General features: G+C 62.4%; 20 protein-coding genes and 1 tRNA gene. 11 read left to right on the top strand and 10 right to left on the bottom strand.

Translation table 11 applies throughout. The features are described from left to right. Window positions 1-100 precede the first annotated feature (100 nt). A tRNA-Gly gene (locus tag FF80_RS10010) sits at window positions 101-174 on the top strand. A gap of 31 nt (window positions 175-205) precedes the next feature. Here the strand turns inward: FF80_RS10010 and pcaQ are convergent. Next, window positions 206-1,144, bottom strand: a complete 939-nt coding sequence (gene pcaQ / locus FF80_RS10005) for a pca operon transcription factor PcaQ (RefSeq protein ID WP_244445749.1) — start codon at window positions 1,142-1,144, stop codon at window positions 206-208. Between the two features lie 136 nt (window positions 1,145-1,280). On the opposite strand from pcaQ, the gene pcaD reads away from it, so the two are divergent. The 8 genes from pcaD to FF80_RS09965 are packed head-to-tail and all read left to right on the top strand — an operon-like array spanning window position 1,281 to window position 7,497. Continuing rightward, the gene (pcaD, locus tag FF80_RS10000) at window positions 1,281-2,075 is read left to right on the top strand and encodes a 3-oxoadipate enol-lactonase (RefSeq protein ID WP_035099890.1); all 795 of its coding nucleotides are present in this window, start codon (window positions 1,281-1,283) and stop codon (window positions 2,073-2,075) included. Then, window positions 2,068-2,454, top strand: coding sequence for a 4-carboxymuconolactone decarboxylase (pcaC, locus tag FF80_RS09995; RefSeq protein WP_035099889.1), 387 nt, complete (start codon window positions 2,068-2,070; stop codon window positions 2,452-2,454). Before pcaD ends, pcaC begins: the two co-directional genes overlap by 8 nt. After that, entirely contained in the window at window positions 2,451-3,197 is a 747-nt protein-coding gene (pcaH, locus tag FF80_RS09990) for a protocatechuate 3,4-dioxygenase subunit beta (protein ID WP_035099887.1), read from the top strand. The genes pcaC and pcaH overlap by 4 nt, the downstream gene beginning before the upstream one ends. After that, the gene (gene pcaG, locus FF80_RS09985; protein WP_035099885.1) at window positions 3,197-3,817 is read left to right on the top strand and encodes a protocatechuate 3,4-dioxygenase subunit alpha; all 621 of its coding nucleotides are present in this window, start codon (window positions 3,197-3,199) and stop codon (window positions 3,815-3,817) included. Before pcaH ends, pcaG begins: the two co-directional genes overlap by 1 nt. A 15-nt stretch (window positions 3,818-3,832) precedes the next feature. Continuing rightward, a complete protein-coding gene (locus FF80_RS09980) occupies window positions 3,833-4,552 on the top strand; it encodes a 3-oxoacid CoA-transferase subunit A (RefSeq protein ID WP_035099882.1) in 720 nt (239 codons plus the stop codon). Further along, entirely contained in the window at window positions 4,552-5,223 is a 672-nt protein-coding gene (locus FF80_RS09975; protein ID WP_035099880.1) for a 3-oxoacid CoA-transferase subunit B, read from the top strand. Before FF80_RS09980 ends, FF80_RS09975 begins: the two co-directional genes overlap by 1 nt. A gap of 1 nt (window position 5,224) precedes the next feature. After that, window positions 5,225-6,433 carry a 3-oxoadipyl-CoA thiolase gene (gene pcaF / locus FF80_RS09970; protein WP_035099879.1) on the top strand — a complete coding sequence of 403 codons (1,209 nt, stop codon included), beginning with the start codon at window positions 5,225-5,227 and terminating at the stop codon, window positions 6,431-6,433. Between the two features lie 32 nt (window positions 6,434-6,465). Beyond that, window positions 6,466-7,497 (top strand): 3-carboxy-cis,cis-muconate cycloisomerase, encoded by a 1,032-nt coding sequence (locus FF80_RS09965; protein WP_035099877.1) that lies wholly within the window; start codon window positions 6,466-6,468, stop codon window positions 7,495-7,497. 136 nt (window positions 7,498-7,633) lie between these two features. On the opposite strand, the gene FF80_RS09960 is transcribed toward FF80_RS09965, so the two are convergent. From FF80_RS09960 to FF80_RS09940, 5 genes are all read right to left on the bottom strand, one after another. Then, window positions 7,634-8,071 carry a type II 3-dehydroquinate dehydratase gene (locus tag FF80_RS09960; protein WP_035099875.1) on the bottom strand — a complete coding sequence of 146 codons (438 nt, stop codon included), beginning with the start codon at window positions 8,069-8,071 and terminating at the stop codon, window positions 7,634-7,636. Window positions 8,072-8,080: 9 nt separating this feature from the next. Continuing rightward, entirely contained in the window at window positions 8,081-9,382 is a 1,302-nt protein-coding gene (locus FF80_RS09955; protein ID WP_035099872.1) for a TRAP transporter large permease, read from the bottom strand. Beyond that, window positions 9,379-9,897, bottom strand: a complete 519-nt coding sequence (locus FF80_RS09950) for a TRAP transporter small permease subunit (protein WP_035099871.1) — start codon at window positions 9,895-9,897, stop codon at window positions 9,379-9,381. Before FF80_RS09950 ends, FF80_RS09955 begins: the two co-directional genes overlap by 4 nt. 93 nt (window positions 9,898-9,990) lie before the next feature. Continuing rightward, window positions 9,991-10,971, bottom strand: coding sequence for a TRAP transporter substrate-binding protein DctP (gene dctP / locus FF80_RS09945; protein ID WP_035099869.1), 981 nt, complete (start codon window positions 10,969-10,971; stop codon window positions 9,991-9,993). 158 nt (window positions 10,972-11,129) lie between these two features. Beyond that, window positions 11,130-12,044, bottom strand: coding sequence for a shikimate dehydrogenase (locus FF80_RS09940; protein ID WP_244445748.1), 915 nt, complete (start codon window positions 12,042-12,044; stop codon window positions 11,130-11,132). 148 nt (window positions 12,045-12,192) lie between these two features. On the opposite strand from FF80_RS09940, the gene FF80_RS09935 reads away from it, so the two are divergent. After that, window positions 12,193-12,867, top strand: coding sequence for a TetR/AcrR family transcriptional regulator (locus FF80_RS09935; RefSeq protein WP_035099867.1), 675 nt, complete (start codon window positions 12,193-12,195; stop codon window positions 12,865-12,867). 191 nt (window positions 12,868-13,058) lie between these two features. Beyond that, window positions 13,059-14,951: a sugar phosphate isomerase/epimerase and 4-hydroxyphenylpyruvate domain-containing protein gene (locus FF80_RS09930; protein WP_035099866.1), complete on the top strand. Its 1,893-nt coding sequence runs from the start codon at window positions 13,059-13,061 to the stop codon at window positions 14,949-14,951. Window positions 14,952-15,002: 51 nt separating this feature from the next. Here FF80_RS09930 and ugpC read toward each other — a convergent pair whose 3' ends face one another. The 4 genes from ugpC to FF80_RS09910 form a co-directional block, all read right to left on the bottom strand. After that, complete coding sequence (ugpC, locus tag FF80_RS09925; RefSeq protein WP_035099865.1) at window positions 15,003-16,124, bottom strand: sn-glycerol-3-phosphate ABC transporter ATP-binding protein UgpC; 1,122 nt, start codon at window positions 16,122-16,124, stop codon at window positions 15,003-15,005. 5 nt (window positions 16,125-16,129) lie between these two features. Then, complete coding sequence (locus FF80_RS09920; protein WP_035099862.1) at window positions 16,130-16,957, bottom strand: carbohydrate ABC transporter permease; 828 nt, start codon at window positions 16,955-16,957, stop codon at window positions 16,130-16,132. Beyond that, window positions 16,954-17,865, bottom strand: coding sequence for a sugar ABC transporter permease (locus FF80_RS09915; protein ID WP_035099861.1), 912 nt, complete (start codon window positions 17,863-17,865; stop codon window positions 16,954-16,956). Before FF80_RS09915 ends, FF80_RS09920 begins: the two co-directional genes overlap by 4 nt. Window positions 17,866-17,932: 67 nt before the next feature. Then, window positions 17,933-19,228 (bottom strand): extracellular solute-binding protein, encoded by a 1,296-nt coding sequence (locus FF80_RS09910; RefSeq protein ID WP_035099859.1) that lies wholly within the window; start codon window positions 19,226-19,228, stop codon window positions 17,933-17,935. Window positions 19,229-19,278 lie beyond the last annotated feature (50 nt).

The raw sequence follows: 19,278 nt of genomic DNA, 5'->3' as shown, positions 1-19,278 counted from the left end.
CTGCCCTGAAACGGGGCCTCGCGATCTCTTTACGATCGCAGGCCTTAGCAGCGGGACCGGCTTGACGGCGGCGGCGATTTCCCGCATCTAGGACGCCGTTGCGGGTGTAGCTCAATGGTAGAGCTTTTGCTTCCCAAGCAAGTGACGAGGGTTCGATTCCCTTCACCCGCTCCAGCGACCTGTCCGACTGAGCGCGCCGATCGCTTCAAGCGTTGCGGTTTACGCCTGCAATTTCGCTCACGGCTGCGCGGATGCAATCGAGCAGATAGAGCGCTGGCGACGAGAGGGTCGCATTGGCCGGAGTGGTCAAGCCTACCGGACCCAGGGTCTGTCCGGTATCTACGGGCAAGAGGCACAGATGCCCGTCATGAACATCGCCGGCGACCACGCCCTCGGAGATGATCCACACGGCCTCGGACAGGCGCAGGAAACCACGGGCGAAACTATCCGAGACCGTTTCGACCAGATGGGGCATGGCGAAATCGCCATAACTGGCCAGCAACCGTTCGACCGTCGGCAGGATGACCGCCCCGGGCGGCGGCATCAGCACCGGATATTGCCCGATCATGGACAGCGTGAAATCGGGCACCGAGAGGAGCGGATGGGCCGGACCGACGACGAAGGCGATCTTTTCGGAATAAAGGTGCTCGAAGGAGAGGCCCGCAATTTCACCGGGTTCGGCCATGCGACCGATAACCAGATCGACATCGCCCGAGCGCAGCAGTGACAGCAGATAGGCGTTGGGACCGGTGATGACGCGCACCGTCGCGGAGATACCGGACTGGGTGAAAATCTGCAGCGCCCTGGGCAGGATACGAGCCGAGGAGGTGGGCAAAGCGCCAACCTTGACGTCGATCCACACTCCCGCCCCCGTCACCGCATCCAACCCCTGCCGCAGGGCGGTGATGCTGGCCTCGGCATAGCGCAGGAACAGCTCGCCCTTGGCGGTCAGCACCAGCCCGCGGTGGCGGCGCTCGAACAGCGGCGCGCCCAGGATTGTCTCAAGCTCGGCAAGGGTCTTGGACGCCGCCGGCTGGCTGATATTGAGCAGTTCGGCCGCCCGCACCACGCTGTTCAGCCGGGCCGCCGCTATGAAACAGGTCAAATGGCGCGGCTTGACCCGCCCGTCGAGCAGTTTTGCCATATTGCGTACCTGTTCCATAAGCTGGGCCAGCGGCCTTCGCGTCAGAAGAAACATACATGATTGGTTATACCTAGACCAGCATATCTCATTTTACAGATTGCGCGACTTGGCCTTTAACAGTGGCGAGGAGACGCGAATGGCTTTTGCCCGGGTCAACGGCATACATCTGCATTACCGCCTGGCGGGCAATGCCAAAGGCTTGCCTTTGGTGCTGGCCAATTCGCTGGGTACCGATGCCCGCATCTGGGATGAGCTCATTGCGGATTTGGGCGATGGCTATCACGTCATTTCCTATGACAAGCGCGGCCACGGCCTGTCTGACGCGCCAGACGGCGAGTATCAGCTCGACGAACACATCGACGATCTGGCCGGTCTGCTGGCGTATCTGGATGTGCAGCGGGCCGTGCTGGCCGGTGTGTCGGTCGGCGGGTTGATCGCACAGGGCTTTGCGCTGCGCCATCCCCAGATTCTGGCGGGGCTGATCCTTTGCGATACGGCACCCAAGGTCGGCAGCGCCGCCATGTGGAATGACCGCATCGCCGCAGTACGCGCGGATGGGCTTGCCGCTATAGCCGAGGGCGTGATGGCGCGCTGGTTTACCGAGGATTTTCGGCGTGACCGCGCCATTGAGCTCGCCGGCTGGCGCAACATGTTCGAGCGCATGCCGGCCGCCGGCTATATCGGTACCTGCGCCACCCTGCGCGATGCCGATATCAGCGACCAGATCGGGGCAATCAATGTGCCCACGCTGGTTATCGCTGGGGCCGATGACCTGTCGACGCCACCCGATCTGGTGCGCGACACGGCAAGCCGCATTCGGGGGGCCCGTTTCGAGGTCATCGCCAATTGCGGGCACATTCCATCCATCGAACAGCCGCAAGTTTTGGCGGCAATGTTCAAACACTTCATCCAGCAGGTGGGGCATGACTGACACAACGCGTTTCGGCCAGGGCATGACGACCCGGCGCGCCGTATTGGGCGACGCCCATGTCGATCGCGCCAATGCCAATACCACCGCGTTTGACGCCGACTTCCAGGCATTCATCACCGAGGGCGCCTGGGGCTCGGTATGGTCGCGCCCCGGCCTCAGCAAGCGCGAACGCTCCATGTTGACCATCGCGCTGCTTGCCGCATTGGGGCACGATGAGGAAGTCGCCATGCATATGCGGGCGACGGTCAATACGGGCTGCTCGCCGGACGACATCAAGGAAGCACTGCTGCATGTGGCGGTCTATGCCGGCGTTCCGGCCGCCAATCGGGCGTTCAGGATCGCCAAGGAAGAACTGGCCAAACGGGAGGTTGCGCCATGAGTGACATCATCTTGCCGGGCGCCGATGGTGCGCTGTTTCCGCGCGACCGGAGCTGGCATCCACCGGCCAATACGCCGGGCTATAAAAGCACGACGTTCCGCGCCCCCCGGCACGCTTTGCTCTCGCTGGGCGCGACCGCATCCGAGCTGACCGGACCGGCCTTCGGGCATTCAAGCCTCAACCCGCTCGATAACGACTTGATCCGCAATTACAGCCAGGATGGCAGCGAAGCCATCGGCCAGCGGCTAATCGTCTATGGCCAGGTGCTCGACGAGAATGCCCGGGCTGTTCCCAATACGCTGGTCGAATTCTGGCAGGCCAATGCCGGCGGGCGCTACCGGCACAAGCGCGAGGCTTATCTCGCCCCGCTCGACCCCAATTTCGGCGGTTGCGGCCGCGCGATCACCGACGAAAATGGCTTTTACAGCTTCCGTACCGTCAAGCCGGGCGCCTATCCCTGGCCTAATGGCGGCAATGACTGGCGGCCCGCGCATATCCATTTCTCGGTGTTCGGACATGCCTTTGCCCAGCGGCTGATCACGCAGATGTATTTCGAGGGCGATCCGATGATCTGGCAATGCCCTATCGTGGGCAGCATTGCCGACAAGGCCGCCATCGACCAGTTGATCGCCCGGCTGGACCGGCACAACACGACCCCGATGGACGCGCTGGCCTATCGCTTCGATATCGTGCTGCGCGGGCGGCGCTCCACCATGTTCGAAAACAAGCTGGAGGGAAACTGATGCTGCACCCCGTTCCAGTACTCAAGGAAACGCCGTCGCAGACGGCCGGCCCCTATGTGCATATCGGGCTGACGCCCAATTTTGCCGAGATCAAGGGCATCTACGCCACCGATCCCGGCATCGCCATGCTGACGCCCGACACTGTGGGCGAGCGGATCTTAGTCTGCGGCCGGATTATCGACGGCGCCGGTGCAGCGGTGACCGATGCCGTCGTGGAAATCTGGCAGGCCGACGCCGATGGCGCCTACATTGCGCCGATGAGCCCGAACTCCAATTCGACACCCGCGTTTACCGGCTGGGGCCGCCAGCCCACCAATGCCGAGGGCATCTTCACCTTCGAGACCATCAAACCCGGTTCGGTTCCCGGTCCCGATGGCAAGCCAATGGCGCCGCATGTGGCGCTGTGGATCGTGGCGCGCGGCATCAATATCGGGCTGCAAACGCGGCTCTATTTCGAGGACGAGGCCGAGGCCAATGCGGCGGATTTCGTGCTCAACAAGATCATGAATCCACGCCGCCGCGCCACGCTGATTGCCCGCAAGGAGCCCGGCGCGGTGCCGCACTATCGGCTCGACATCCACCTGCAGGGCGAGAACGAGACCGTCTTCTTCGACGTCTAGTCATAGGGAATTCCAATGGACAAGTCCGTGGCCACCATGGCCGCAGCCATCGCCGACATTGCTGATGGCATGACGATCATGATCGGGGGCTTTGGCGGCTCGGGCGCGCCGATCGAGTTGATCCACGCGCTGATCGACCGGTTCCGCGCCACCGGCAGCCCGAAAAACCTCACCATCGTCAACAACAATGCCGGCAATGGCCGGATCGGTATCGCTGCGATGATCGATGCCGGCATGGTCGCCAAGATGGTGTGCTCGTTCCCCCGCTCGGCCGACCCGCGCGCCTTTACCGAGAAATACCTGGCCGGCGAGATCGGGCTGGAGCTGGTGCCGCAGGGCACGCTGGCCGAACGCATTCGCGCCGGTGGCGCCGGGATTCCGGCCTTCTACACCCCCACCAGCTACGGCACCGATCTGGCCAAGGGTAAGCCGACTGCCCAGTTCGATGGACGCATGTATGTGCAGGAACGCTGGCTCAAGGCTGATGCCGCCATCATCAAGGCCGAACTGGCGGACCGGCAGGGAAACCTGACCTATCGCAAGGCGGCGCGAAATTTTTCGCCACTGATGGCAGCGGCCGCTTCCGTGACCATCGTGCAGGCCACGCGCATCGTCGAGCCGGGCGCGATCGATCCGGAGGCGGTGATTACCCCCGGTATCTTCGTCAATCGCATCGTCGAAATATCGGATGCGCAGCAGGAAGAGGCGCTGATGCGCGCCGGAGTGGCCTATTGATGATGCACAAGCTCAGCAACGCGCAGATCGCCTGGCGCGCCGCGCAGGATATTACCGATGGCGCCTATGTGAATCTGGGCATCGGCTTTCCCGAAATGGTCGCCAAGTTCCAACCGCCGGACCGGCAGGCCATTTTTCACACCGAGAATGGCATCCTCAATTTCGGCGAGTCGCCGCCAGAAGGAGAGGAAGACTGGGACCTGATAAATGCCGGCAAGAAGGCGGTGACGCTCAAGCCGGGCGCGTCCTTCTTCCACCACGCCGATAGCTTCGCCATGGTGCGCGGCGGCCATCTCGATGTCGCGATCCTGGGCGCCTACGAGGTGGCAGAAACCGGCGATCTCGCCAATTGGAGCACCGGTCCCAAGGGCGTGCCGGCCGTGGGTGGCGCCATGGACCTGGTGCATGGCGCCAGGCGCGTCGCTGTGATCACCGATCACGTCACCAGGGACGGCAAGCCCAAACTGGTGAAAAACTGCACCCTGCCGCTGACCGGCGTCGCTTGCGTCAGCCGCGTCTATACCAGCCTTGCGGTCATCGACATCGAGGGCGGCCGCTTTGTGTTGCGTGAAAAGCTGCCGGGGCTGAGCCTTGATGACCTGCAGGCCGTCACCGGCGCCCAACTCGTTATTGGCGGCGCCGTCGGCGATCTCATCGTACCGGAGGTCTGACATGGCCGAAGCCTTCATCTGCGCCTATCTGCGCACTCCCATCGGCCGCTTCGGCGGCGCATTGTCGTCAGTACGGCCGGACGATCTGGGCGCCATCCCGCTGAGGGCGCTGATGGCGCAAAATAGCGGTGTCGATTGGGAAGCCGTCGATGATGTGATCTTTGGCAATGCCAATCAGGCGGGCGAGGACAATCGCAATGTCGCGCGGATGAGCCTGCTGCTGGCCGGAATGCCGGTTTCGGTGCCCGGCACGACCATCAACCGCCTCTGCGGCTCGGGCATGGATGCGGTGATCACGGCCGCCCGCGCCATCAAGGCCGGCGAGGCCGAGTTGATCATCGCGGGCGGCACGGAATCGATGAGCCGGGCGCCCTTCGTCATGCCCAAGGCCGAGAGCGCATTTTCCCGCAATGCCGAGATCTACGACACGACCATTGGCTGGCGCTTCGTCAATCCATTGATGAAGTCGCTTTATGACGTCGATTCCATGCCCGAGACCGGGGAGAATGTGGCGGCGGACTATAATATCAGCCGCGCCGATCAGGACGCCTTCGCCCTGCGCAGCCAACAGAAGGCGGTCGCTGCACAGGAGAACGGCCGGCTCGGCCGTGAGATCGTCGAGGTCAGCATCGCCCGCAAGAAGGGCGATCCGCTGATCGTCGACAAGGACGAGCATCCGCGCGCCGACACCACGATCGAGGTGCTGGCCAGGCTCGCCACACCCTTCAAAAAGGAAGGTGGCACGGTCACCGCCGGCAATGCCTCGGGCGTCAATGATGGGGCTGCGGCGCTGATTGTCGCGAGCGAGGCAGCGGCGCGCAAATATGGTCTCACCCCGCTTGCCCGTATTGCGGGTGGCGCCAGTGCCGGGGTGCCGCCACGCATCATGGGGGTGGGCCCGATCAACGCGACCCGCAAGCTCTGCGCCCGGCTCGGCATGACGCCCGCCGATTTTGATATCGTGGAGCTCAACGAGGCCTTTGCCAGCCAAGCCATCGCCGTGTTGCGCGAATTGGGAATTGCCGAGGACGCCGGGCATATCAATCCCAATGGCGGCGCTATTGCCTTGGGGCATCCATTGGGCATGTCGGGGGCGCGGTTGGCGGGAACGGCGGCGCTGGAGCTGTCGATGACCGGAAAATCCTGGGCGCTGGCCACTATGTGCATTGGCGTGGGACAGGGCATCGCCATTGCGCTGCAGAGACCGTAATCTGGGCCGAACAGCAAAACACGGGTGCCGGCTTGACCACGCTTCTTGATGCCCTGACGGGCGACAACGCCATCGCCGCCCTCCTGTCCGACCAGGCGCAGCTTAGCCACATGCTGGCCTTCGAGGCTGCACTGGCGCAGGCCGAAGCGCAGGCCGGGTTGATCGCGCCGGAAGCGGCCCGGGCCATCGAAGCCGCCATTGCCCGCTTTACGCCTGACTGGAACGATCTGGTTGCCGGCATGATCCAGGACGGCGTGGTGATCCCCGCGCTGATGCGGCAATTGCGCGGGGCCATCGGACCCCAGCACGCCGCTGCGCTGCATTTCGGGGCGACCAGCCAGGACGCCATCGACACGGCCCTGGTATTGCAGATTGCCGATGTCATCACCCTGCTCGAACAGCGTCTCAACGCGCTGCAACTGCGTCTTGCGGCAGTCGCAGCGCAGGACGGCGCCAGGCCCGCCATGGCGCATACGCGCATGCAGCAGGCGCTGACCACCACCATTGGCGACAAATTGGCCAATTGGAGCGAGCCGCTGGGCCGGCATTTGAACGCCCTGGCCCGGACCCGCCGCGAGCTGCTGGTCATCCAGCTCGGCGGCCCCGTCGGCGATCGCGCGAGCTTTGACGGCAAGGGCGATCTGGTTGCCAAATATCTCGCCCAGAGGCTCGACCTCGGCGTCGCTCCCTCCTGGCATGCCATGCGCGATCCCATCGTCGCCTTCGGTTCGCTACTGTCGTTGATCAGCGGCACGCTGGGCAAGATGGGCATGGATATCGCGCTGATGGCGCAGACCGAAATTGGCGAAGTGCGGCTGACTGCCGGCGGCCAATCCTCCGCCATGGCGCATAAATCCAACCCGGTGAAGGCCGAACTCCTCGTCGCCCTCGCCCGCTACAATGCCGGCCTCGCCGGCACACTGCAGCAGGCCATGGTGCACGAAAACGAACGCTCCGGCGCCGCCTGGACGCTGGAGTGGCTGACCCTGCCCAAGATGATGACCACCAGCGGCGCCAGCCTGCGCATCGCCGACGAGTTGCTGGCCCAGATCAGCTTTGGCTGATTGCGATTTTACGGAGACCTCATGGTGAGCCTGTCTAACCACGAGGTCGGGCGAGTGGAGGCATCAGTGCCACGACCTCGTCCTTCGACGGGCTCAGGATGAGGTCTACTGGGACGCCAGCTGGACTCGCGGCACTCTAGCCCCTTTGCACCAGCATCTTGAGCATGGCCGCGACCGCTGTGCCGTATCCCTCTGCACCCAGCCCCGCCATCACCGCATCAGCCCGCATCGACACATAGGAGCGATGATAGATCGGTTCGCGCTTGTGGATGTTGGAAATGTGGAATTCGATCACCGGGCCGTCGAACATCTTGAGCGCATCGAGCAAAGCCAGCGAGGTGAAGGTGAATGCGGCGGGATTGATGATGATCCCCGCGCCCTCATCGATCGCCTCATGCACCCAGTTGATGAGCGTCTCTTCGCTATTGGTCTGGCGAAACTCGATGGGACGATCGCCACTAGCGGCGCGGCAGATCTGTTCCACCTCCGCCAGCGTGGTCGTGCCATAGATTGCCGGCTCGCGTTTGCCCAGTCGATTGAGGTTGGGGCCGTTGAGAATATAGATCGGCTTCATCGCACTTTCCTATCCGCCGTAACCAAACATGCGCGGCAACCACAGCACGACGTCCGGTACGAAAGTGAAGACCCCCAACGCCACGACCAATCCGAGCAGGAAGGGCGTGACATCGGCCACAATGGCCCGCATCGGGGACCCAGATATCTTGGTCATGACGAAAAGCAGCAACCCATAGGGCGGGGTAATCAGCCCCAGCATGATATTGACCACGGCGACGACGCCGAAATGCACCATATCGATGCCCAGCGCCTGTGCTGTCGGCACCAGCACCGGCACGATGACCAGCAGGATCGTGGTGCCTTCCAGCACGCAGCCCAGAATGAGCAACAGGACATTGACGATGATCAGGAAGGTGACCGGATCGAGGTTCCAGCCGATCAGGATGGCGCTGATGGTGCGCGGAATATTTTCGACGGTCACCACATAGTTGAACACCAGCGCCCCCGCGATCAGCATGCCGATCGTCGCCGTGGTCTTGGCCGAAGTCAGCAGCGAGGCATAGAATTCGCGGGCGTTGACGCTGCGATAGACGATCACCGACACGACCAGCGCATAGAAAGCGGCCACGGCGGCGGCTTCGGTCGGGGTGGTCACCCCGCCATAGATACCCACCATCAGCACCACCGGCATGAACAGCACCGGTAGCGCTTCCCAGGTCATTTTTGGGAGTTTGCGCAATGGAGTCGGCGGCTCGACGGGGAAATTCCGCATGCGGGCGGTGACGGCGATCTGCACCATCATCAGCCCGGCCATCAACAGGCCCGGAACCACACCAGCCAGGAACAGATAACCAATCGAGGTATCGGCCACCAGGGCATAGAGCACCATGGGGATGGATGGCGGGATAACCGGCCCAATGACGGCCGTGACAGCCGTCAGCGCCGCCGCATAGCTGGGCGTATATTTGCCGTCCTTGGTCATCATGTGCTGCATCATCTTGCCGCTGCCGGCGGCGTCGGCCACAGCCGAGCCCGACATGCCGGCAAAAACGATCGATTGCAGCACATTGACCTGCGCCAGGCCGCCGCGAAACCGGCCGACCACGGCATCGCACCATTTGAGCAGCCGCTCGGACAGCGAGCCCGAATTCATGATCTCGGCGGCGAGGATAAACAGCGGCACCGCCAGCATGATGTAGTTGGAATACATGCCATTGAGGAACTGCTCGGCCACGATCCCCATATCCTGCCCGGTCAGCAGCAAATAGAGGATCGAGCCGCAAATCATGGCAAGGCCCATGGGCAGGCCGAGAAAGGCCAGAGCGGTGATGACCATCAGGGCAATAGTGAACTGGCTGGAAATCGTCATACGCCGGAGCCTGCCTTGGTTGGATCAAAACCTTCGGCACCCTTGCCCCAGACGGCCTGATACGCCAGCCACAGCTGGCGCACGATCATCGCCACCGCGAAAATGGCGTAGATGGAATAGAGGTAATCGAAGCGGATCTTGAGGTAGGCCGTCTTCTCGACCTTCATGAACATCACATATTCGACGACGGCAGGCAGCGAGATGGAAAACAGGAACACCAGCACCAGTGCCGAAATCAGCACCATGACGCGCCGTGTCCGCTCCTTGACCGCGCCATAAAAGATATCGAAGCGGATTTCCTCGCGGTCGCGCACCACAAAGGCGGTGCCGAACAGCACCATCCACAGCCACATCATGACGCTGATTTCATGGGTCCAGCCGATGGGCAGGTTGATCAAGTAGCGGAACACGATCTGCAGGATGAAGACCGCGAACATGACGGCCAGCATGGCAGCCAGCAGGTTCTCGGCGCGAGCATGCAGCCAGCGGCCGATAGCGGTTAAGCGGTGAGGCATAGAATAACTCCGCGTGCGTCGCTCGCTCCAAGCCGCACGATAGTGGCACAAACCGAAGCGAGGGCACCAACGGCGCCCCGGCGGGGTTTGCGGCTAGAGCGCGTTGATGCGCTCGACCACGCCTTCGGGCCAATCCTTGGCCAGGTCAGAATCCAGGTACATCTGCTGGGCATGGGTGCGGAAGGCGGCGATATCGGGCTCGTAGATCTTGAGGCCGGCCGCCTCAAACTGGGCAACCAGCTCTGCCTCGCGGTCCAGATGCGCCTGCTGGCTGAAGTCGATGGCAGCCGTTGCCGCGGCCTGCACGCTGGCCTGCTGCTCAGGCGTCATGGCGTTGAATTTCTCGCTCGAGATCACCAGCAGGTCATAGCCTACCAGATGGGAGGTCAGCACGATCTGGTCCATCACTTCGTAGAACTTCATGTTCTCGACGTTGGGGAGTGGATTATCCTGACCGTCGATGGCGCCGGTTTGCAGGCCCGTATAGACCTCGGCATAGGCCATGGGCGTCGGATTGGCGCCGATGGCCGTGCCCAGGAACTGCCAGGCATCGCCGCCGGGCATGCGCAGCTTGATGCCGGCCATGTCGGCGGGGGTCTTGATTTCCTTGTCGATGCGCAGCCCGACCTGACGGGCGCCGAAATAGGTCGGCCCCAAAATGTGCACACCCAGCTGGTCCTCGGCCATCTGCTTGAATTCGGCGCCGACATCGCTGTCAAAGAAGGTGCGCAGATGGGCCGCATCGCGGAACAGATAGGCCGAGGTCAGCACCGACCAGGCCGGAATCTGGTTGGAAATGTCCTGGGGCGCGATATTGCCCATTTCGAGATTCCCGCGCTGCAGGGCGACTAGTTCAGTGCCCTGCTTGAACAGATTGCCGCCGTAAAACGGCTCAAGGGTAAAATCACCGGCGATCTGCTCGGCGAACTGACTCATCATCTCGGCGCGGATATCCTGCTCCGAGAACACTGCAGAAAAGCGCAACACGGGCTTGTCCTGCGCCAGTGCCGGCATGGCCGCCGCCAGCATCAGGCCGCCGATCAGCACGGCGCGGCGCGTCAATCCAAAGGTCATCGTCATCCTCCCAAATGTCGCCCGACGCGTCGGGCGCTCCTCCGCGGACGACACGGCTAGGCGCCGTTGTTCTCGTCCTTCCACACAATGTACGAAATAGTTCGTTCACGTCAAGGGCCTGTTCCGGCTATGTCTGCGGATCTAGACAGGCCCGGCGCCTAGCTTTCCAGCGCCCGCTGGAATGTGGCATTCATTGCAGCTGCATCCGGCGCGATGCCGGTGAACAGTTCAAATGCCCGCACCGCTTGGTGCACTGCCATGCCGCCTCCGGGCAATACACGGCACCCCATGGTTCGTGCCAGCGCGATCAATTCAGTTTCGAGCGGGAAATACACCACATCGGCGATCCAATGGCGCGATGTCACCAGCGCGCGATCAATGGGCAGGCCCGGATATTTCGCCATGCCCACCGGTGTGGCATTGACGATGCCATCGGCCGCTGCGGCGGACAGGGCAATATCCTGGGCCACGCTGACCTCGGCGGCGAACAGGCGGCGCAACCGTTCCACCAGCGCATCGGCCCGACCCGGGGCGGTATCGTAGATATCGAGCTGCCCTACCCCGCTTTGCAGCAAGGCGTGCGCCACCGCAGCCCCGGCGCCGCCGGAACCCAATTGCAGCACTCTATGGCCGGCGACGCTGCCCAATCCCTGACGCAGGCTTTCGGCAAAACCCCAGCAATCGGTATTGTGCCCGATAGCCGGACCATTGCCGAGCACCACGGTATTGACCGCGCCAATAGACGCCGCATCGGGCGCCAGCCCATCGAGCAGCGGCACAATGGCCTGCTTGAACGGGAAGGTCACGTTGAGCCCGGCAAAACCGAGTTCGCGCGCTTCGGCCAGCACCGCGGGCAGTTCGGCATCATCGAAATCGAGGCGGTCAAAATCGATCAGGTGATAATGGTAGTCCAGCCCGAGCCGCCGGCCTTCCTGCTCGTGCATGATGGGTGACAGGGAAGCCGCAATGCCGCGCCCGGCAAGCCCGATCGTGACATGCCCCGGCGCGGGAACCTCACTGCCGAGCAGAGCCAAGCGGAGGGACTGCCGAAGCTGGCTGCTGACGATCCGCAAAACGAGGCCTCCCCAAACCGCCTGCCGATGTAAAAGCGGCGGCGGTCTTGTCTTTCCCCATCAGCCACCGATAAATGCTGACAGGCGATTTGCGGCAAAATGTACGAACTGGTTAGTTTAGTCAATTGCCGTTGAGGAAGGCGACGGTATGGGCACTCCAGTTTCGACAGCGAAGACAAAACCCACCCGGACCCAGGACCCGGAAGGCACGCGCCAGAACATTATCGAAGTCGCCGCGCAGGAATTCGCGTTAAACGGACTAGCGGGCGCACGCATCGACGAGATCGCCGCCAAGACCCGCTCCAGCAAGCGGATGATCTACTATTATTTCGGCGACAAGGAGGGCCTCTATGTCAGCGCCCTCGAAAATGCCTATCGCCAGGTGCGCGAAGGCGAAGCCAAGCTCGATATTGCCGGCCTGCCGCCAATCGGCGCCCTCAAGCGCCTCGTCGAATTCACCTTCGATCACCACCACCGGCATGAAGAATTCATCCGCATGGTGATGATCGAAAACATCCACAGTGCCGAATATCTTGAGCGCTCCGGCGTGATCCGCGATCTCAACGTGACCGCGATCGGCAATATCGAGGCCATTTACGCCAAAGGCCTGGCGGCGGGCCTGTTCCGCGAGGGGCTGGACCCGCTCGAAATACATTGGCAGGTCAGCGCGCTGTGTTTTTTCAATGTCTCCAACCGCGCCACCTTCTCCAAGATTTTCGACCGGGATATTGGCACCGCTGCCGCTCAGGCGTCCCTGCGCAAGCAGAGTGTCGACATGGTGCTGCGCTTCGTGGTGCGGGACGACAAACTGGGTAGCCTGTAGCGGGAGGCTCATTTTGCCACTCGTTTGATCCAGACACCCTGCCCGCAGCGTTGGGGACGAGCGCGCCCGGTTACCCCCCACGAATTGCTGCCATGCCCAACATGGTCCGCCTGAAACGGCCATTTCTACGCTGCTTGCAAATGTACTAACTAGTTCGTACTCTTCTGCCAAAGACGTTGGGAGGACGGATTTTGCTCACTTCAATTGCCACCGTATCGATCAGCGGAGACCTGCGGGAAAAGCTCGAGGCCATCGCGGCTGCCGGCTTTGATGGGGTCGAGATCTTCGAAAACGACTTCCTCGCCTATGATCGTTCACCACGTGAGGTGGGCCAGATGGTGGCCGATCTGGGCCTGACCATCACCCTCTTCCAGCCCTTCCGCGATTTTGAGGGCCTGCCCGAGCCGCAGCGCAGCCAGGCCTTTGACAGGGCCGAGCGCAAATTTGACCTGATGGAAGAGCTGGGCACCGATCTGATGCTGATCTGCTCCAGTGTGTCGCCCCTGGCCCTTGGCGGCATCGACCGGGCGGCCGCCGACCTGCGCGAATTGGGGGAGCGTGCCGCGACCCGCAAGCTGCGCGTGGGTTATGAGGCATTGGCCTGGGGCCGCCATGTCAACGACCACCGCGACGCCTGGGAAATCGTGCGCCGGGCCGATCATTCCCAGATCGGCATTATCCTTGACAGCTTCCACACCCTGTCGCGCGGGCTCGATCCCAATTCGATCCGCGCCATCCCCGGTGACAAAATTTTCATCGTCCAGCTTGCCGATGCCCCCAAGATCGATATGGATCTGCTCTATTGGAGCCGCCATTTCCGCAATATGCCCGGCGAGGGCGATCTGCCGGTCACCGATTTCATGCGGGCCGTCGCCGCCACCGGCTATAATGGCCCGATATCGCTCGAAATCTTCAACGACCAGTTCCGCGCCGGCTCGCCCCGCACCATTGCCGCCGATGGCCATCGTTCGCTGGTCTATCTGATGGACCAGGTGCGCAATTCTGAGCCTGACATCGCCATCGACGTACCCGTTCTGCCACCGCGCGTTGAAGTTCATGGCGTGGCCTTTGTCGAATTCGCCGCCGACGAGGCCGAGGCACAGGCGCTAGCCAGGCATCTGCGCGAAATGGGCTTTCGGCTGACCGGGCGGCACCGCAGCAAGGCGGTCGAACGCTTCACCCAGGGCCAGGTCAATATCGTCATCAATACCGAACGCGAAGGATTGGCTCATTCGTCCTACCTCACCCACGGCACCTCGGCCTATGCTTTGGGCATGATGGTCGATGATGCAGGCGCGACGGTCGAACGCGCTCGCGCTCTGGGCGCACAGGTGTTCAGCCAGCGGGTCGGCCCCGACCAGTTGAGCATTCCCGCCATTCGTGGCGTCGGTGGCGGGGTGATCTACTTCCTCGACCATGCCAGCCCGCTGGGCCGGGTGTGGGACATCGAATTCGAGACCATTGACGATCCGACCCCAGGCAGGCCGGCCGGCCTGACCCGGATCGATCACGTCGCCCAGACCATGAATTACGAGGAAATGCTGACCTGGGTGCTGTTCTATCGCTCGATCTTTGTTGCCGAAAAGAGCCCCATGGTGGATGTGGTAGATCCTTCGGGGCTCGTGCGCAGCCAGGTGATCGAGAATAGCACCGGCTCGCTGCGCCTGACGCTCAATGGCGCGGAGAGCCACCAGACCCTGGCGGGCCGCTTCATCGCCGAAACCTTCGGATCGAGCGTGCAGCACCTGGCCTTTGCCAGCGACGACATTTTCGCCACGGCCGCGGCCTTGGCGGAAAACGGCATGAGGTCGCTGGAAATCTCGCAAAACTACTATGCCGATCTGCAAGCCCGCCTGGAGCTTGCTCCGGACATGCTGGAACGCCTGCGCTCCGCCAACATTCTTTATGACCGCGACGCCAATGGCGAGTTCTTCCAGCTCTATTCCACCAATGTGGGCGAAGGCTTCTTCTTCGAGATCGTGCAGCGCCACGCCGGTTATGCTGGCTACGGCGCCATCAACGCCCCCTTCCGCATTGCGGCGCAGAAACGCGAATTACCGCCGCCGACTTTCCTGCGGGCGTGAGGGCGCAGTCCCTTCAATCTGGGCGTCTAAGCCGGCTCTATCGCTCCTCGCCTACGCTTCAGCGATGCTGCCTGGGATCTGCGGCCCGGTGTGTTTCCGGTGCAGGGCGATCCCCGATGCATTGAAGATTACGGCGCGGGCGGGCGCGAAGGATAGCGGCAGGCTTTGGCCGATGCGCAGTTCGTGATCGCCATCGAGCACGGCCAGCCAGGCGGCGCCGGAGGGCAGGCGCAGGCTGACATTGGTTTCGTTGCCGAGCCGTTCGACCAGACTCACTTCACCCACCAGATTGCCCGAGGACTGATGGGTGAGGTCATGCGGGCGGATGCCCAGGGTGACCGCGTCGCCGGGTTTGAGGCTCGTGGGATCGGCGGGGACGGTGGTGGGACCGATATCCTTGCCGGAGACGGTGACCGTATCTGTGCCCACTTCTTCGACGCTCAGTTCGACGAAATTCATCTTGGGGCTACCGATAAAGCCTGCGACGAAGAGGTTGGCCGGACGCTGGTAGAGCTCGATCGGGGAACCGACCTGTTGCACGACGCCGGCATTGAGCACGACGATCTTGTCGGCCAGGGTCATGGCCTCGACCTGGTCGTGGGTCACGTAGATCATGGTGGCGCCCAGGTCATGGTGCAGCTTGGACAGCTCCATGCGCATATCGACGCGCAGGGCGGCGTCGAGATTGGATAGCGGCTCATCGAAGAGGAAGACTTCGGGCTGGCGCACGATAGCACGGCCGATGGCGACGCGCTGGCGCTGGCCGCCCGAGAGCTGGCTGGGCTTGCGATCGAGCAGGTGTTCCATCTGCAGGATCCGCGCGGCCTCGCGGACCTTCTGGTCGCGCACCTCCTTGGGGGCCCGCGCCAATTTGAGGCCGAAGCCGACATTGTCGTAGACGCTCATATGCGGGTAGAGCGCATAGCTCTGGAACACCATGGCGATGCCGCGGTCGCGCGGTTCGACATCGTTGCAGCGCTTGTCGCCGATGATGAGATCGCCGCCGGTGATTTCTTCGAGGCCCGCAATCATCCGCAGCAGGGTGGATTTACCGCAGCCCGAGGGGCCGACAAAGACCACGAATTCACCATGGGTGACGCTCAGATCGACGCCCTTGATGACCTCGACCTCGCCATAGCTCTTGCGGAGCGATTTCAGTTCCAGTCCAGCCATGGTGATTATCCTTTGACGGCGCCGGCAGTCATCCCCGCCACGATGTGCCGGTTGAAGAACAGGAAGACCAGCAGGGGCGGGATGGTGATCAGCAAAATATTGGTGAAGAGCAGATTGTAGGAGGTGTTGAACTGGCTCTGGAAATTATAGAGCGTCAGCTGCACCGTCGCATTGGCATTGCCCGGCAGGTAATAGAGCGGGTTGGTGAAATCGTTGAACACGCCCACCGATTGCACCACGATATTGGTGACCGTCACCGGCCAGAGCAGCGGCAGGATGATGCGGAAGAACACATCGAACGGGCGGGCGCCATCGATGATCGCCGCCTCATCCAGCTCACGCGGAATGGTGGCGATGAAGGCGCGATAGAGGATGATCGAGAACGGCAGGCCATAGGCCACTTCGATCAGCACCAGGCCATGCAGCTTGCCGAAGAGCCCAATGCCCTGCAGCAGCCAGATGGTGGGGACCACGGCGGGCGGGATCATCAGACCCGCGAGGATGAGGAATTCGATCAGCCCATTCCAGCGCGTCTTTCTGCGGGCCAGCACGAAGCCGACCATGGCCGCGAAGACGACGAGGAGCGTCACGCTGGCGACGGTGAGGATCGTGGAATTGATGAAGGCGGTGACCATCATCCAATTGCGGGTGGTGACCACCTCGACAATGTTGCTCCACAGATGGAAACCGTCGGGCCAGGAGAAATCGAGCAGGGTGGCCTGCTGCTTGTTCTTGAACGCCGTCAGGATGATGAAGGCGAAGGGCACGAGAAAGACCAGCGCCGAGACCAGGATGGCGATAATGCCGAGAAAGATCGATGGCCGGGATTTCATTCGTGACCCTGCTTGCGGTTGAGGAACATGGTCAGCGGCACCACCAGGATGCCGATCAGCACGAAGAGCACGACATTGCCGGCGGTGGACAGGCCATAAAAGCCTGCCTGGTATTGCTTGTAGATCACCGAGGCGATGGTGTCGGAGGCAAAGCCGGGGCCGCCGCGGGTCATGGCCCAGATCAGATCGAAGGTGCGCAAGCCGCCGATGAAGCTGAGGATAATAACGGTGGCGGTGGCGGGGCGGCTGAGCGGCAGCGTGACATAGAGGAAATTCTGCCACCTGGTGGCGCCATCAATGCGGGCGGCTTCGTAGTAATCCTTGGGAATGGCGACGATGCCGGCAATGTAGATGACGGTGGCGAGGCCCACGCCCTTCCACACATCGACCAGCGCCACCGAGAATAATGCCAGCCGCGGATCGACCAGCCAGCCCGGCCCCTTGATGCCGAACAGGGCCAGGGTCTCGTTGATCATGCCCTGGGTGGGGTGCATCAGGACGGTGAAGGTGATGCCGACGCCGACGGTGGAGACGAGGACCGGGAAGAACACCACCGAGCGCAGATAGCCGCGCCCCATGATGGCCGAGGTCAGCAGTAGCGCCAGCAACATGCCGAGCACGACCTTGAGCCCGGAGGTTATCGCGGCATAGAGTACGGTATTGACCAGGCCTTGCACGAGGAACGGCTCGCGGAAGAATTGCGCGAAATTGTCCAGCCCGATGAAGGTGGAATTGAACAGCGTCCAGCGGGTGAGGCTGAAATAGAGCGAGGCGAAGGTCGGGGCCAGGAACAGTACGCCATAGATCAGCGCGGCCGGCAGGAAAAACCAGCCCGGATAGGGCGAACGGCGGATCGCCCTGCGACCGCCATGGGTTGGCGCAGAACCCGCTTCAGACAATACGGTCATCACTGTTCCTCCTCGAACAGAGCGCGGCCCGGAGCGCAGAAACTCCGGGCCGCCCGATCACAAGCGCTTACCAGCCAGGCAGGCCAAGCTGCTGAGCTTGCTTGCGAACATCTTCATCATAGAGCGCGGCGCCATCGGCGGCGGGACGGAAGCCCGAGCCGACTTCCACGGTGATCTGTTCGAGCGCCGGGCCCTTGATGGGCGAGAGGAATTCCAGCGCCGGGGCGTTCTGGCCGCCTTCGGCGAAGTAGGGCAGCATGTCGGTCACGGCCGGCGGAACGTCGGCCGGCAGGGTGCAGCCATTGATCAGATAGGGTCCGGAGGCGCCGCCGGCGCGGGTCTGGGCCTCACAGCCCGGAACGCTGGCGATGAAGGCAACGAACTTCTTGGCCGCATCCAGATTGGGCGTGGTCTGGGCGATATAGACGCCATCGGGCATCCAGACCGTCAGGCCATTGAGGTCAGCTTCGTCGCCGGGCTGGGCGAAGAAGCCGACATCCCCGATATTGTCGGGATAGGCCTGGGCGATTGCCGTGGTGGCGAAGGTCAGCATGGGGTAATGCGCGCCCTCGCCCATGGCGATCATGCGGATGCCGTCATCATATTTGGCGGCGCCGAAATCTTCGTTGAAGAAGCCGGCATCATGGGTTTCCTGCAGCTTTTCAAAACCGCGCAGGGCCGCCGGATCGGTGGCGAACTTGGCTTCGTTGGCCGTGTAGCGGCTGGCAAATTGCGGGTCCTTGGCCTGGACGTTGAAAAAGTCGGCCAGCACAAACAACTGGCTGGTCCAGGTGTCGCCATAGGTCTGGATCACGGCGACCTTGCCGGCAGCCTTGATCTTTTCGTTATTGGCCATGAATTCGGCCCAGGTCTTGGGGACGGACAGCCCCAGCTCTTCGTAGATCTTCTTGTTGTAATAGATGCCGCCGGCCATGGCGGCGCGCGCCGGGGCGCCACGAATAGTGCCGTCGGGCGCGGTCACAACCGGCTTGAAGCTGGCCTGCACATCGGCCTGCCAGGGTTCGTTGGTGAGATCGACCAGGAATTGCTGCGGGTTGATCGCCTGGAACAGCGAGCCGGAATTGTAGAGAAAGACGTCAGCCATGGCGCCGGTGGCCAGCCGGGTCTTGATCAGGTTATCGCCTTCCGAGCCGCCGGGGCGGGTCTCGATATCGACATTGATATCGGGATTGGCGGCCTCGAAGGCCTTGACCACTTCGTCAGCGATGACCTGGTTTTCGGGTCCGCTGGGGATCAGATAGGTGAGATTGACGCTCTGGGCGAAGGCGGCGCCCGACAGGGCCGTGACAGTCAAGAGGCTGGCGGCCAGGCCGGTCAGCATTCTGGTGGTCTTGTTCAACATAGTTTCCTCCCATGTTTATCTGGCCCGAAGCGGGCAGAATTCTCCTCCGC

It is taken from the genome of Devosia sp. LC5 (genome assembly GCF_000735585.1).
Taxonomy (GTDB): domain Bacteria; phylum Pseudomonadota; class Alphaproteobacteria; order Rhizobiales; family Devosiaceae; genus Devosia.
The sequence above is the reverse complement of the archived record's forward strand: the minus strand, read 5'-3'. Positions and strand labels throughout refer to the sequence as shown.

Coding starts and splice junctions, on each gene's coding strand:
- pcaQ (WP_244445749.1), bottom strand. CDS start 1,144: ATGGCAAAACTGCTCGACGGGCGGGTCAAGCCGCGCCATTTGACCTGT.
- pcaD (WP_035099890.1), top strand. CDS start 1,281: ATGGCTTTTGCCCGGGTCAACGGCATACATCTGCATTACCGCCTGGCG.
- pcaC (WP_035099889.1), top strand. CDS start 2,068: ATGACTGACACAACGCGTTTCGGCCAGGGCATGACGACCCGGCGCGCC.
- pcaH (WP_035099887.1), top strand. CDS start 2,451: ATGAGTGACATCATCTTGCCGGGCGCCGATGGTGCGCTGTTTCCGCGC.
- pcaG (WP_035099885.1), top strand. CDS start 3,197: ATGCTGCACCCCGTTCCAGTACTCAAGGAAACGCCGTCGCAGACGGCC.
- FF80_RS09980 (WP_035099882.1), top strand. CDS start 3,833: ATGGACAAGTCCGTGGCCACCATGGCCGCAGCCATCGCCGACATTGCT.
- FF80_RS09975 (WP_035099880.1), top strand. CDS start 4,552: ATGATGCACAAGCTCAGCAACGCGCAGATCGCCTGGCGCGCCGCGCAG.
- pcaF (WP_035099879.1), top strand. CDS start 5,225: ATGGCCGAAGCCTTCATCTGCGCCTATCTGCGCACTCCCATCGGCCGC.
- FF80_RS09960 (WP_035099875.1), bottom strand. CDS start 8,071: ATGAAGCCGATCTATATTCTCAACGGCCCCAACCTCAATCGACTGGGC.
- FF80_RS09955 (WP_035099872.1), bottom strand. CDS start 9,382: ATGACGATTTCCAGCCAGTTCACTATTGCCCTGATGGTCATCACCGCT.
- FF80_RS09950 (WP_035099871.1), bottom strand. CDS start 9,897: ATGCCTCACCGCTTAACCGCTATCGGCCGCTGGCTGCATGCTCGCGCC.
- dctP (WP_035099869.1), bottom strand. CDS start 10,971: ATGACCTTTGGATTGACGCGCCGCGCCGTGCTGATCGGCGGCCTGATG.
- FF80_RS09935 (WP_035099867.1), top strand. CDS start 12,193: ATGGGCACTCCAGTTTCGACAGCGAAGACAAAACCCACCCGGACCCAG.
- ugpC (WP_035099865.1), bottom strand. CDS start 16,124: ATGGCTGGACTGGAACTGAAATCGCTCCGCAAGAGCTATGGCGAGGTC.
- FF80_RS09920 (WP_035099862.1), bottom strand. CDS start 16,957: ATGAAATCCCGGCCATCGATCTTTCTCGGCATTATCGCCATCCTGGTC.
- FF80_RS09915 (WP_035099861.1), bottom strand. CDS start 17,865: ATGACCGTATTGTCTGAAGCGGGTTCTGCGCCAACCCATGGCGGTCGC.
- FF80_RS09910 (WP_035099859.1), bottom strand. CDS start 19,228: ATGTTGAACAAGACCACCAGAATGCTGACCGGCCTGGCCGCCAGCCTC.